The sequence below is a fragment of the Actinobacillus lignieresii genome (genome assembly GCF_900444945.1).
GTDB classification, from domain to species: Bacteria; Pseudomonadota; Gammaproteobacteria; order Enterobacterales; family Pasteurellaceae; genus Actinobacillus; species Actinobacillus lignieresii.
The window spans coordinates 893336-909356 of the sequence record NZ_UFRM01000001.1; the positions used below are offsets into that span (position 1 = coordinate 893336).

Consider the following 16021-nt stretch of genomic DNA (forward strand, 5'->3'; position numbering starts at 1 on the left):
GTGTGCTTCCATAATAACTATTTATTACCTAACTCATTAGAGTTAAAACAAAAAAATAGTAAAAATTCCACTAATTTTAGTGGTCATTTTTTAATCAATCATTATAAAAAAGTGTGATCTTCATCATAAATTTACACATCCCCTCTATTTTTTTGAAAAATCTTACATACAATGCAGTTACCTATTTAACATTATTTTAACCATTCATTATTAAATTGCATTACGAGGCTTTTTATGGCGTTATTCCTTAGTATTTTCCCAATCGTTTTACTCATTTATTTAATGGTAAAACGTAACGCATTACCATCCTATGTTGCATTACCGTGGGTTGCGGTAGTCGTACTGATTATCCATCTGCTTTTCTTTGCAACCGATATTACCATTATCAGTGCAAATATCTCATCAGCTATTATGTCGGTATTTACTCCGATTACCGTTATCTTCGGTGCGATTTTATTCAACCGCTTCTCCGAAGCGTCAGGCGTAACCAATACATTACGCAAATGGTTAGGTACGATTAACCCGAATCCGGTGGCACAACTTATGATCATCGGTTGGGCGTTCGCATTTATGATTGAAGGTGCGAGCGGTTTCGGTACGCCGGCGGCAATTGCCGCACCGATTTTAGTCGGTTTAGGCTTTAACCCGATTAAAGTGGCGATCCTTGCATTAATTATGAACTCAGTGCCGGTATCATTCGGTGCGGTAGGTACGCCGACTTGGTTCGGTTTCGGTTCGCTAAACTTAGCGGAAGCGCAAATTCTTGAAATCGGTTCAATGACCGCATTAATTCATGCTTTTGCCGCATTAGTGATTCCAGTAATTGCTCTAAGCTTTATCGTCACTTGGAAAGAAATCCGTCAAAATATCGTATTCGTTTATTTAAGCGTATTTGCTTGCGTTATTCCTTATTTCTTCCTTGCACAAGTAAACTACGAATTCCCGTCGTTAGTCGGCGGCGCAATCGGTATGTTTATTTCGATTTTCCTTGCAAATAAAGGCGTAGGTTTAGCGAAAGTTGAAAATACATTAGATAACTCGTCAGTAACGGCAAAAGAAGTCGCAAAAGCATTACTTCCTACCGGCTTACTAATCGGCTTCTTAATCGTAACGCGTATCCAACAGTTACCGTTTAAAGCGATGATGAACAACACGACCGCTTGGATCAGCACTCAATTAGGTTCATTAGGTCAATTTGAAATCAGCCAAGGTTTAGTATTCAGTTTAAAAAATATCTTCGGTACGACGGTAAGTGCAAACTATAAATTACTTTATGTGCCGGCATTAATCCCGTTTGTAATTACCGTATTAATTTGTATCCCGTTATTTGCGTTAAGCGGTTCAAAAGTAAAAGACGTATTTGCAGGTAGCTTTAAACAAACCAAAAACCCATTTATCGCATTAGTCGGTGCGTTAATCATGGTGAATTTAATGTTAGTCGGTAACGACGGTTCAATGGTGAAAATCATTGGTAAGAGCTTTGCAGCGGCAACCGGCGAATATTGGACAATCTTCGCTTCATACTTAGGTGCGGTAGGTGCGTTCTTCTCCGGTTCTAACACGGTATCTAACTTAACTTTCGGTAGCGTACAGTTATCAACCGCAGAAATTACCGGCTTATCCACTTCATTAGTGCTTGCATTACAATCCGTAGGCGGCGCAATGGGTAACATGGTATGTATTAACAATATCGTAGCGGTAAACTCAGTATTAAATATTCAAAATCAAGAAGGCGCAATCCTTAAGAAAACTGTCTTACCGATGTTTATCTACGGCGTGATTGCGGCAATCGTTGCTTTAACGATTATTCCAATCTTCTTTAACGTGTAATAACAAAGTGGTAGAGAAAGATTTCTAAAAGACGTGATACACTAACAAGCGGTTAAATTTAAACTTTTTCTACCTATATTAAGTAAAAGGAAGTCAGCTGACTTCCTTTTGTCATTTTTGGCATTTTAAATACGATTGTTTCTTATTTTTATTTAAGTGGGAATTCTTTATGAACGTAAATTTCTATGTGACCTGTATTGCCGACATTGTCAAAGCCGGCGTAGCAAAAAACAGCGTACTTTTACTCGAAAAATTGGGTTGTAACGTTGTTTTCTTAGAGAAACAAGGCTGTTGCGGACAACCGGCAATGAACAGCGGCTATGCGAAACAAGCGATTCCAGGTATGAAAAACCTTATCGAAACTTTTGAGGTAAACGACTACCCTATCGTTGCACCGGCAGGTTCATGCGTCTATGCAATCAAAAACTATGCGGAATACTTAAACCGTTTCGGCGAACCGGAATGGGCGAAACGTGCGGAAAAAATTGCCGCACGTCTATACGATTTAACCGATTTTATCGTAAACGTATTAAAAAGAACGGATGTCGGCGCAAGCCTCACCGGTAAAGCGGTTTACCACCCGTCTTGCAGCTTAAGTCGTAAACTTGGCATTGTGGACGAACCTCTCACCCTTTTAAAAAATGTTAAAGGCTTAGAATTACTTCCGATTCACAACCAACAAACCTGTTGCGGTTTCGGCGGCACGTTCTCGGTAAAAATGGCTGAAATCTCAGGTGAAATGGTCACTGAAAAAGTGGTTAATATTACCGAAGTGGAACCTGAATATCTAGTTGGAGCGGATGTTAGTTGCTTAATTAACATTGCCGGTCGTTTAAACCGTGAAGGTAAAAACGTAAAAGTTATGCACATCGCAGAAGTATTAATGCAAGAGTAAGGAAGCCCTATGTCACATTTACAAACCAGTACCCTACCCTTTAAGCAACGTGTAGAACAGCAAGTTCATAACGACATCATGCGCAAGGCGGTGGTAAAAGCACAAGAAACCATCGGCGCAAACCGTCAAAAAATGGTGGATGAACTTGGAAATTGGGAAGAATGGCGTGATCTTTCAAAACAATTCCGTAACCACGTTTTAGCAAATTTAGACGCTTATTTATACCAATTAAGCGAAAAAGTGACTCAAAACGGCGGCCACGTCTTTTTTGCAGAAACCGCTGAAGAAGCGACCGCTTATATCCGTAAAGTTGCGCTTGAGAAAAAAGCAAAGACCATCGTTAAATCCAAATCAATGGTAACCGAAGAGATCGGCTTGAACCACGTATTGGAAGCGGAAGGCATGAAAGTGGTGGAAACCGACCTTGGCGAATACTTGCTTCAAATCGTGGGCGATAAACCTTCTCACATCGTGGTACCGGCGATCCACAAAGATCGTCATCGTATCCGCAAAGAATTACACGAGGTATTAGGTTATGAGGGAACCGAGCAACCGGAAGAAATGAACGCTTTCGTACGTAAAACGCTACGCAAAGACTTCTTAGCCGCCGATATCGGTATTTCAGGTTGTAACTTCGCCGTGCCGGAAACCGGTTCCGTTTGCTTAGTAACCAATGAAGGTAACCTTCGTTTAGCCACAACCCTACCGAAAACACATATTGCGGTAATGGGGATGGAACGTATTGCTCCGACTTTCAAAGAAGTGGACGCACTGATTACTATGTTATGTCGTAGTGCGGTAGGTGCAAAATTAACCGCTTATAACACTTGGCTGACAGGTCCTCGTCTTGAAGGCGAAACCGACGGTCCGGAAGATTTCCATCTTGTGATTGTCGATAACGGTCGTTCAAAAATTTTAGAAAGCGAATTCTCGGAAGTTTTACGTTGTATTCGCTGCGGTGCTTGTTTAAACACTTGCCCTGCTTATCGTCAAATCGGCGGTCACGGCTACGGCTCCATCTATCCGGGTCCGATTGGCTCGGTTATTTCGCCGTTACTTGGCGGTTATGAGGAATTTAAAGAATTACCGTATGCTTGTTCGCTATGTACCGCATGTAATAGCGTTTGCCCTGTAAAAATTCCTCTAGCGCAATTGATCCTTAAACACCGTGAAAAAATTGCCGAAGCCGGTTTAACGCCGTTCTCGGAACGTCTTTCAATTAAAGGTTTCACCTTTGCCAACTCAAATCCGTCCGTATGGAATATGGGAGTTAAAGTGGGTGCGAAGATCGCCGGTAAATTCATTAAGAACGGTAAAGCGCCGATTCAAGTCGGTGCCTTAGCCGAATGGACAAAAGCGCGTGACTTACCGGCAGCGGACGGCGAAAGCTTCCGTGAATGGTTTAAAAATCGTAAATAATTTGACTTGAACCACAGCCTCTACAAACAAGCGGTTATTTTTGAATAAAAATTTGCAAAAATTCCGCCGAATTTAACCGCTTGTCAACGAGGTAAAATGTATTGTGGCAAAAATAGGACAGCACAATGGACTTACAGAATCGTGAAAACTTTTTAAATAAACTGGCGCAACGTATGGGCAGAGAACGTAAATTAGTCCCTGACCAAATGGAAGCACCGGTAAATAATCATCCGACAACCCGCTTAACCCATCTTTCTCAGCAAGAACTTTGCAACGAATTTATGAATTTCGCAAAAGTGTTATTGGTTGATGTGGTTGAAACCAAAGAAGCTGACGTAGCACAAGCCGTATTAGAAGTTTGTGAAAAATACGGCGGTGGAAATATCGTATTAAATAACGATGCTCGCCTTGAAACTTTAGGCATTACCGATGCGGTAAAAGCGAAATTCGACAGCTATATCTGGGATTTTACCAATCGTGAAGAAAATATTTCTCGTTCGGAACAAGCAAATATCGGCATCGTCTATGGCGAATACGGTTTAGCCGAATCGGGCGGTATCGTGTTATTCGCCTCTAAAGATAACGGTCGTTCAACCAGCTTACTACCGACAACATCTATCGTCATCGTACGTAAAAGTACCGTATTACCTCGCGTAGCACAGCTTGCGCAAATTCTGCATGAGAAAGCTCAAGCCGGCGAACGTATGCCGTCTTGCGTAAATATCATTTCAGGTCCGAGTGCAACCGCCGATATTGAATTAATCAAAGTGGTCGGCGTACACGGTCCGGTATCTAAAATCTATGTTGTGATTGACGATCTATAATTAGTTATCCCATTACTGAGATAAATGACAAGCGGTCTGATTTGCAAGAAATTTAGCAAATCAGACCGCTTGTTTATTTCAAGTGATATATCCATTTCATCATTTTTCTTTTATTAATCATATCTGTTCTAACAATCTTTTTTCATCCTCTCAATTGGATAAAGTCAATCTCATTCTTTTCTCTATTTAATATATTTGACCATAATTTGGGTATAAAAAAATGCAGCCCGAAGACTGCATTTTTATTAAGTTAAACTACAAGAGCCGATTAATTACCACTGATAACCTACACCGACAGAACCACCTAAGTCGCCTCGTGTATTAGCGTTACCTTGAAGTTTCAAGATAACTTTTCCGTTATCACTTGAACGTGAATAACCTACCGCTAATGCACTTTCGTTCTTATAAGTACCCGCCGCGACGGCCATCATTGATTTACCAGGCATATAAGCTTGAGGTAAGCCTGCCGCTGCATTCGCACCCGCAATACCTGCACGTAAATCTTTGTTCACTTTATTGATACGTTGATTTACATAACCAACCGCACCCTTTAATTGAGATACATTCACTGCATCCGTATCGGCTTGACCAGCTTTAACGTTAGTAATTCGATTACCTGCAGCGTTAATACCCGATTTGGTTACGCTTGGACCGTCTTTGATAGTTACACCATCAGAATTAATCGTCGTATCGCCCGCTTTTACGGTATTAGCGTTTACTGTATTTGCATTTACAGTTTTCGCTTCTACTGAATCAACTTTGATATCTTTAGCCAATTTAACAGCAAGCGTACCTTTACCATCAGAAACTACCCCGATATTATTTTCAGAGAGTTTAGAAGAATCTTGTACACCGCCCTTAATTGTTACGGTAGAACCAAGTTTACGCTCAGAAGCAGCACCCGTATCACCAGCAAAGGTTAGCGGTTTAACCACTTCGTTATTTAAGTTGGTAATTGCATCACCGACATTATTTGCAGTCGTTGTATTGCCATCAACTTTGGTAATCGTATAAGTCGGAGCAATTACATTACCCTTATCATCAAGTTTAGAACCGCCGCCTAAGTAGTTAGCAATGTTTTGGTTTGCATCATAAAGCTGCGAACCATTGATCGCTTGCGTACTATTCGGTGAAATATCACCGTCAGCTACGCCGCTCACTTTACCGTTTGACGATACAGTAACATCACCCACTTTCACTTTATCATTATTGATAGTGGTATCACCGATTGTGAGACTACCGTCTTTACCCAAGTCCACATCCTTGTTCAAGTTCACGGTTAATGCACCGTCTTTTACCTCCGTACTGATGTTCTTACCGTCACCTTTCACAGGGATAGTCTTACCTAAGTTTTGTTTCACTTCTTGACCGTTGTCATCCGCTAATCCAAAACCGCCGCCTTGTGAGGCATCCGTTACGCTAGACACCGCCGTTTGTAAGTCGCCGATATTCGCCGCATTGGTTAAAGTATCACCCTCAGCTTCCGACAGTTTCTTACCGCCTAAACCGCTTGCTACGTTGGTGATTTGTTTGTCGCCAGCATTAATGCCGGTTGTTGCTGAAATGGTCACATTACCAGCTTTTAAACCGTCTTTGGTTAAACTCACGTTATCACCGACTTTCACACCTTCATTGTTCACGAGGGTATCGCCGGCTTTGATGCTACCGTCTTTACCTAAATCAACTTGTTTCACTAAGCCGACAGTGACTTTAGTTCCATCGTTAGTAATTGCGATGTTGTCACCGTTTACAAAGTTCACGGTATCGCCCGGTTTAACGTTGGTTGTATCGTTACCGTTAGTTTGGATGTTCCAACCTTTATTCGCCACTTCGCTGACCGCATACAATTGGCTACCGTTTACCGCATCCGTACTGTTTGCGTTCACGTCACCTGCTGCAACGTTAATAACTTTGTTACCGCCGTTATTTAAGCCGGTAGTGGTTAAACTTACGGTATTGCTTGCATTGCCACCTTTAGGCGTAATAGTTAAGCCGTTACCATCAACCACAGACTTATTGCCATCCTTGTTAGTGAAAGTTGCGCTGGTTAAGTCGGTTAATGCTTTCGCCATGTTAATGATAAGCTCGTCCCCTACGTTATCTACACGTAAGTTGTTTGCCGTCACGTCTTTAACCGCCGTACTTAAGTTACCTTTAATCGCTAAAGTTTCGTTAAGTTTCTTCGCAATCACTTTACCGTCGTTACCCACGAAGTTTAAGCCGTCGTTAAGCGTTGCCACTTCTTCAGTAGTCGGTTTGCCGGTTTCGTCTTTGGTTTCATAAACGATACGCGTTTTCGTTTCGCCGTCTTTACCATCTACACCCGGTTTACCTTGTTTAACGGTGATAGTGCCGTTAGAGCCGTCTTTACCGTTGATGCCGATTGTGCCGTCTTTACCGTTTAAAGCTACGCCGGTTTTACCGTCTTTGCCTTTCACCGCAACCGTACCGTCACCGTCTTTACCGTTGATAGATACTGCATCTTGACCATTTTCACCTTTAATGCCGATACCGTCTTTACCGCTGATAGAAACGCCGTCTTTGCCATTTTCACCTTTAACGGTAATCGTACCCGGTTCTTTATCGTTACCCACAGTGACGTTATTGGTTAAGCCGATTTGAAGTGCTTTCTTACCGTCTTTCTCAACAACTTCCGTCTTCACGCTACCGTCACCTTGAACCGTCACAGTTTTGCCTAAATCCGCTTTAACATCATTACCTTTTTCATCCGTTAAACCGAAACCACCGGTAGTTGCGTTGGTTAAGTTGTTCACCGAATCTTTTAAGTCGCCGACATTTACTGCGTTATTGAGTACGTCACCGCTTGCATTCGCCAAGGTTACGTTATTGCCGTCACGGTCTTTCAAGCCGGTGCTGACATTCGTCACTTGGTTGTTACCGTTATTTAAGCCTTTATCGGTTAAGCTGACGGTATTGCCTGCATCACCACCGTTAGGGGTAATCGTCACACCGTTACCGCCGATAGTTGTATTGCTGTTATCCGAACCGAATGTCGCATTGGTTAAATCCGTTAACGATTTCGCCATCTTAACGATAAGCTGACCGTTTTCGTTATCCACGCGTAAGTTCTTATCGGTAACAGCTGCCGTCGCAGTTAAGTTACCTTTAATCGCTAACGTTTCGTTCAGTTTCTTCGCAATCACTTCACCCGTATCACCCACGAATTTTAAGCCGTCGTTAAGCGTTGCCACTTGCTCTTTATCACCGTTCGGTTTTTCGTAAACGATACGGGTTTTGGTTGTACCATTTGCACCATCGTTGCCGGCAATGCCTTTTTCGCCTTGTTCAACTTTGATTGACACTTGACCGTCTTTACCGTCTTTGCCATCTACACCGTTAAACACCACCGCATCTTTAGTAATTTTAGTGCCGTCCTTACCATCTGCGCCTTTCACGCCGATTGAACCGTCTTTACCGTCCTTACCGTTTACCGTGACATCACCTTGTAAAGCGACTTCTAATGACTTATTAGCAACATCTGATGTGACCGTAACGCCGTCTTTACCTTTAATTTGGATAGTCTTACCTAAGTCTTGTTTCACTTCGGTATTATTATCGTCTTTCAAGCCAAAGCCGCCGGTGGTTGCGTTAGTGAGGTTGTTTACGGTGTCTTTTAAGTCACCCACATTCACTGCATTTGTCGTCGTTGCATTCGCTAAATCGGATTTTTGGCCTGTACTGTCGGTTAAACCGCTTGTCACATTGGTAATTTGGTTATTACCGTTGTTTAAGCCTTTATCCGTTAAGCTGACTTCTTTCTCAGGCTTATCTGATGAAATCGTCACACCGTCTTTGCTTACCACCGTATTATCCGTATCCGTATTACCGAATGTCGCGGTCGTTAAGTTCGCTAAGTTTTGGGCTAATTTCACCACTAATGCGCCGTCTTGGCTATCTACGCGTAAGTTCTCTGAACTTGCCGCCGCATTATTTGCCAAGTCGCCTTTCACAGTTAAGGTTTCATTCAGTTTCTTAGCAATCGTATCGCCTTGGTTACCGACAAAGTTTAAGCCGTCGTTCAAGGTAGAGACATTGTGTGTCGTACCTTTCGGGTCAGTATAAACAATTCGGGTCATGCCGTCTTTGCCATCTTTACCGTCCGTACCATCTACGCCAACCGGACCGTTTGCAACCGTGATAGTCGCATTCGCACCGTCTTTGCCGTCAGCACCTTTTGCACCGGTTAAGCCGATTGAACCGTCTTTGCCGTTTAAGGTTACGCCGGTTGTGCCGTCTTTACCTTTCACACCGATTGTACCGTCTTTACCGTCCTTGCCGTCTTTACCCGCAGGACCACCGACCGTTAAATCGTTGTTTAGGTTGAAGGTGACATTGTTATTGTCCGCCGCTTTAGTAATGACAACGTTGCCGTCCGTATTATTGAAACTCACACTACCTTTCGGTGCCACATTCGTTTCATTTTGACCGTTCGCCGAAATATTCCAACCGGCATTAGCCGTGTTTTTTACTTCTTTTAACTGGCTAACGTTTACCGCATCCGTATCATTTTCACCGGCTTTCACATTGGTAATGGTGTTATTGCCGTTATCTAAACCTTTATCGGTTAAGCTCACTTTGTCACCAGCTTTAGGTGTAATCGTTAAGCCGTTACCGCCAATAACCGTGCTGCTGTCATCCGAACCGAATGTCGCATTGGTCAAATCCGTTAACGATTTCGCCATCTTGATGATTAACTCACCATTTTTGCCTTTATCGTTATCTACACGTAAGTTCTTATCAGTAACAACTGCCGCCGCATCTAAGTTACCTTTAATCGCTAACGTTTCGTTCAGTTTTTTCTGAATAACTTGACCTTTATCACCGACAAAGTTTAAGCCGTCGTTAAGCGTTGCGATTTCTTCCTCACCGCCACCGTTCGGTTTTTCGTAAACGATACGCGTCTTAGATTCGCCGTCTTTACCGTTATTACCGTCCAGACCTTTCGTGCCATCGACCACTTTAATCGTCGCTTGTGCATCTTGGCCGTCTTTACCCGGTGCACCGGTTAAGCCGATTGAACCGTCTTTGCCGTTTAAAGTTACGCCGTCTTTGCCGTTTTCGCCTTTAACGGTAATCGTACCCGGTTTGTCTTGACCGCCTACAGTCACATTTTCTGTTAAGCCAACTTGAAGCGCGCTTTGACCGTCTTTCTCTACGACAGTAGTTTTCACGCTGCCGTCACCTTGTACTTTAACCGTTTTACCTAAATCCGCTTTAACGTCTTTATTATCTTCCGCCGTTAAACCGAATCCGCCGCCTTTACCTTCTTCGGTAAGATTGGTTACGGTTGTTTTCAAGTCACCTACATTGACTGCATTAGTTAATACATCACCTTCCGCTTTCGATAGCTCAACCGGATTACCGTCACGTTTAACTAAGCCGCTTGTCACATTAGTAATTTGGTTATTACCGTTGTTTAAGCCTTTATCCGTTAAGCTGACCTCTTTCTCAGGTTTATCTGATGAAACCGTCACGCCGTCTTTATTGATGACCGTTTTATCCGTATCGGTACTACCAAATGTCGCATTGGTTAAATCGGTTAAAGATTTGGCTAATTTCACCGTTAAGGTATCCGTACCGTTCGAGATAACCGCTAGGTTATTGTCCGAAAGTTCGCCTGTTGCGCCACCTACTACATTCGTTTGCTCGCCTAACGCACGAGTAAAGTTATTGGTTTTACCCGTTACAGCTGTGTCTAATCGGTCACCCGCATACACGGTACCTTTCGCAATATTGTCCGCATTCTTCGTAATATTAGCCGCGTTGTTCGTGACATTTTGATTTGTCGCATAAAGTTGGCTACCGTTTACCGCATCTTTACTATCCGCCGCTAACGTTCCGTTCGTCACATTCGTTACTTTGGTGTCACCGGCGTTAATACCGTCGTTATTAATGCTGACTTTGTCGCCTACCTTCACACTATCAAATTTCACGTCTTTTGCCGTAGCAACGGTAATATCATTACCTGTACGGGTAATTTTGATGTTTTCGCCATCAATAAATTTAACCGTATCTCCCGGAGCCACTTTGGTTGCCGTATCCTTATTGGCTTGGATATTCCAACCTTTTTGTACTTCATCAGAAACTAGTTTTAACTGTTCTTGTGTTGCAGCCTTACCACCTTCATATTTAGTATCTGGATCCCAAGTCGTATTGGTTAAGCCACTAATTTCACCGGTTGTACCATTAATAGTTACCGGATTACCACCATTAGTTTTATCTTTACCGATAACAACCGTATCAGCCAGTTTTACATCATACTGTTTACCACCTTCCGGATTTGTAGTTGTTTGAGTAACTACAAAATTAGTATCACCCGCTACAGAACTGTGTTTTTGACCATTCGCAATATCGTCTTTCGCTTTTTGGCTTAAATCAACTTTAACATTGGTTCCTTCAAGTTCTGTCACAACGCCGACGGTATTTACAGAATCCGCATTCGCTGAACCTTTCACCGCAACCGTACCGCTATCCGGTACCGCTGTATTATTCGTACCATCAGAAATATTCCAGTTATATGCGCTATCTGTAATCGCTTTAGTTAGCTGATCTACATTCACCGCATCCGTACCAGCCTTACCTTCCGCAACATTAGTAATTTTATTACCGCCGTTATTCAAACCACCGTCAGTTAAACTCACAGTTTTATTTGGATCCGTACCGTTCGTAATGGTCACACCATCTTTGTTAATAACGGTGTGATCATTTGCATCATTACCGAAAGTCGCACTAGTTAAACCTTCTAAAGTTTTTGCTAGTTTTACGGTTAATGTATTTGCACCATTCGATACAACACCAATATTTTTGTCTGACAGATCATCCTTAGATGCGCCCCCTACAACATTGGTTTGATTACCTAATGCTTGAGTAAACTCATTTTTCACCGAGTCATCTTTAGCATAGTCACCGGCATAAACAGTACCTTTAGCAATATCCGCCGTATTTTTCGCAATATTGTTGGTATTATTAGTTACATTTTGGTTAGTTGCATAAAGTTGGCTACCATTTACCGCTTCTTTACTATCGTTAGTAACATTACCGTCAGCTACATGCGTAATTTTCTTATCGCCGGCATTAATACCATCTTGGTTAATCACTACATTGCCTGATTTAATCGTATCACCGTTTACCGTCGTCGCATTTACTGTGGTTGCATTTACGGTTGTAAAATCAACATTTTCTTTCGTTGCAACTGTAATACCTGTTGTAGATGGAGTTAATTCGATATTTTTACCGTTGATAAAGTTAGCTTTATTGCTATTTTTATTAACTGTTTGGGCAGTCGTACCATTTACGGTCGTTACAATTTCTTGTAACGCACTTTCTGCACTTACTACTGCATCCTGTAATTTTTTAGTTGCAGCAACAGAAACTTTACCTGCTTCGACGGTTGTATTAATTAAAGTCTTATCGCCATTAATTGCTAGTGTTTCTCCTAATTTACGTTCAGTAGGAGTACCTGCATCCGCAGTAAAAGTAAGACCTTTTGTCGTAACTGTAGTATGAGCATCAACACCTTTTTGAATATCATCTTTCGTTGTTTTAGAAAGATCTAAATCATAAGTTGTAACTGTACCAGTTGTCGTTGGGGTAGCAGTAATTGTTGTACTATTATTAATAACAGTAGTTTTTTCAGACTTATTAATCGCATCAGCAACTTGATCTGCTGTAGCAAAGTTATCACCTTTATTTCCAGCAGTTACAGTACCATTTTGAGCAACATTTAAATCTGATTTATTAACAGAATATTTTACAGTTGATGTTTTTCCTGCATCGGAAACTTCAACTGATGCTGTTGTGCCGACACCATTAGCAAAGCTAACATTATCGCCACTATTTACTACATCTTTTTGAGTAGAATTTTCTTTAATATTCCATTTACTTTCAGGAATATTCGTTTTTAATGCTTCTGCCACCGCATAAAGTTGGCTACCGTTAATTGCATCCGTCGATTGATCTGAGATTAAGCCCGGTGCTACATTTTGGATACGACGAGTTAATTTTTCTCCTTTCTCATTTATACCACCAACACTTACAACACCCGCAGTAACCTCTCCACCGGCAAATTGGACTGCCTTACCATTCACCGTATCAGATGTATATGTCTTTTCTAAGCCTTTAGTTGTTTCACCAGCTACAACATATCCGGAAACACTCCCTAAGAAAACAGAGTCATTTGCGGTTTTTTTGACATTATTACCTAAAATAAATACGTCATGCGTCACATTCTGCACAATATTATTGTTACCAAGAATTCCAATACCTCTAGCAGCATTAATCGTATTATGATCACCTTGAATATTTACATATCCAGTCTCATCCGCAGTACCAATTAAATTAATATTATTTTGGTTACCTATTACCGTACTATTTTTTGCATTTGTATTTAATGTAACGCTATTTCCTAGTACAAATGTATTATCTGAAGCAAGAACATTGTTATTACCCACACTATATGAATTAGTTCCATTCACAACTGTCGGGTCACCGATTGCACCGGAGTTTGCACCATTTACCGTATTTCCCGTACCGATAGAAATAGTATTAGTATTTAATGCTTTTGCGCCTGTACCGATTGCAATGGCATCATCGCCTTTAGTTTGTGCTGATGAACCGATTGCAGTTGAATTCGTACCATTTGCAGTGGCGTTATATCCGCCTGCAAATGAATTTGTAGATTCAGCTGTTGATTCCGCACCAACTGTTGTTGAATTTAGACCAAGTGCTTCCGCATCATAACCGATCGCTGTTGTATGTTCACTTTTTGCATGTGATTTTGCACCAACTGCCGTGGCTTCAATATTTTTCTTACTATCAATACCAACAATTTTGCCATCTTTTACAACTGAAGATTTATCTCCGCCACTACCAGCCGTAGCTGCCACACCAATTGCCGTTGAGCCGTCGCTTAACGCTTGACCATGCACACCAACTACAACTGCACCATTACCGGTTGCCGCTGATTCTCTATATTTTTTGACTTCTTTATTGTCTTTAATAGCAATAAGACCTATATCTAATTGATATCCAGCAGTATCACCTGAACCATGAGGTAATGAGTCATCACCACCAATTACAATTGCACCAACACCAGAAGCAAAAGCATCATTACCTAATGCCATTGCTTGACGGTTAAGAGCCTCAGCACGCGAACCTAAAGATATTGCTTGATCTCCGTTAGAAATAGTCTGGTAACCAATAGCAATAGCTCCACTATTTAAAGAATTTCTAGATGTGCCATCAGCATCATCATTAAATACTGCTTGTGAGCGAGTACCAATCGCAATAGAGTCATGCCCATAAGCATAGGCATTAGTCCCCATTTCAATCTTGTCTTGTTGTGCACCATCTATATTTTTAGCAAAATTTTGCTGCTTATACCCAGTACTTGCCACATCAACTTTTGCTACACCGTATTTTTTAAGTCCTTGCGTACCAGCCTGATTACCAATCGCAATACCGCCTTCTGCTTGATCATTAGTAATTTGCGTACGAGAACCAATCGCAATAGCATCTAATGCTTTAGATTTAGCTTCAAAACCTATACTGATTGCTCCACCTACTGTTGATTCGGTACGAGTACCAAAAGCGATTGTATCAGGTGCATCTGTACGAGCCGTTGTACCAATAGCTATCGCACGAGTACCATTAGCAATGACTTTTGTGGCATTTACACGATCCGCATTTGTTGTATCTTCCGCGTTACCGATAGCGACAGAATAATTGCCTTGCGCATAAGAGCTTTTACCTATTGCAGACGAGTTTTTACCTTCCGCAACAGCATCATCACCGATAGAAGTTGAATAATCGCTATATGCTTTAGCTGCATGACCTACTGCTGTAGTATTTCTATCTCGTGCATGTGCTAATGCACCTACCGCCGTAGCTTCGATATTTTTATTAGGATCAATATCTTTAATACCACCTTCTACAGTATCATCTCTCACAAGTGATGTTTTACCGCCGTCCCCCGAAGTTGCGGCAACCCCGATAGCCGTTGAGCCTTTACTTAAAGCCTGGCTATGTACACCGACTACGGTTGCACCATTGCCACTTGCTGCAGAAGGTCTATACCATGGTGCATAATTTTTATCCGGATTAGGATTAAAGCCTGTTTCAACTTTATAACCGCCATAATCCGTTGAGCCGTTTAAGAAAGTACTTCCCGGAACATAAGATGAATCATCTCCCCCAATTACCACGGAACCGACACCTGATGCAAATGAGTCATTACCAATCGCTACACTTTGACGATTACGAGCAGCAGCTCTCGAACCTAATGCAACGGATTGGTCGCCACGTGAAATAGCTTGGAAACCGATAGCAACGGCACCACCGTTATTAGAACTTTTTGAATTATTAGTCATCCTTGCATCAGATTCATTGTAGTTATTCTCATATACAGCTTGGGCATTAGTACCAATTGCGATAGAATCATGACCTGCCGCAAAGGCATAGGTCCCCATTGAAATTAAGTTATTTTTTTCACGAGTATTATCCTTGAGGTACTGAGTACTTAATTTTTCATAATCGTTATCTGTGTGATTGGTATTATTATCGCCATCAGAAGCTTTATCACCATCAGGTCTCTGTTTACCTGCATTTTTTCCTATGGCAATGGATTGAGTTCCTACTGCTGTTGCACTACCCTGACTAACTTTGTCATCCGAAGCAGCTTCAATAGACACAGCCGCATACGCTACAGAAATAGTAGAAATCCATAAGGAAGAAATAACACTTAATTTAAAGCCTGTTCCAATTACAGAAGACACTCCATTCTTCTTCGCATCAGAAACCGAAGCTTTCGCTTTACTTTTACTACGTGTTAATTCAGATACCACGACAAAAGTTTGTGTTGCGTGACTCCAAATTACTTTAAAAATTTTATTCATTACAAAATCCTTACTTCAAAAAAATGATTTATCTATACTTTATATGTTATAAATCAATATAAGATATAGATTGTCTAATTTTAAGCTAACCAAACAACAACTCAACAAAATTTACATAGATTACAGTTTATCTCCCCTTT

General features: G+C 41.5%; 5 protein-coding genes. 4 read left to right on the plus strand and 1 reads right to left on the minus strand.

The features are described 5' to 3' along the window. Positions 1-234 precede the first annotated feature (234 nt). The 4 genes from DY200_RS04080 (at position 235) to DY200_RS04095 (ending at position 4968) form a co-directional block, all read left to right on the plus strand. Positions 235-1830 carry an L-lactate permease gene (locus DY200_RS04080; protein ID WP_005600534.1) on the plus strand — a complete coding sequence of 532 codons (1596 nt, stop codon included), beginning with the start codon at positions 235-237 and terminating at the stop codon, positions 1828-1830. Positions 1831-1999: 169 nt separating this feature from the next. Beyond that, the gene (locus DY200_RS04085) at positions 2000-2725 is read left to right on the plus strand and encodes a (Fe-S)-binding protein (protein ID WP_005596552.1); all 726 of its coding nucleotides are present in this window, start codon (positions 2000-2002) and stop codon (positions 2723-2725) included. A 9-nt stretch (positions 2726-2734) separates the two neighbouring features. After that, positions 2735-4144 (plus strand): LutB/LldF family L-lactate oxidation iron-sulfur protein, encoded by a 1410-nt coding sequence (locus tag DY200_RS04090; protein ID WP_005611665.1) that lies wholly within the window; start codon positions 2735-2737, stop codon positions 4142-4144. 125 nt (positions 4145-4269) lie between these two features. Next, positions 4270-4968, plus strand: coding sequence for a LutC/YkgG family protein (locus DY200_RS04095; protein WP_005596547.1), 699 nt, complete (start codon positions 4270-4272; stop codon positions 4966-4968). Between the two features lie 272 nt (positions 4969-5240). Here the strand turns inward: DY200_RS04095 and DY200_RS04100 are convergent, their stop codons facing one another. Continuing rightward, positions 5241-15881, minus strand: a complete 10641-nt coding sequence (locus tag DY200_RS04100) for a YadA-like family protein (protein WP_115587020.1) — start codon at positions 15879-15881, stop codon at positions 5241-5243. Between the last annotated feature and the right edge of the window lie 140 nt (positions 15882-16021).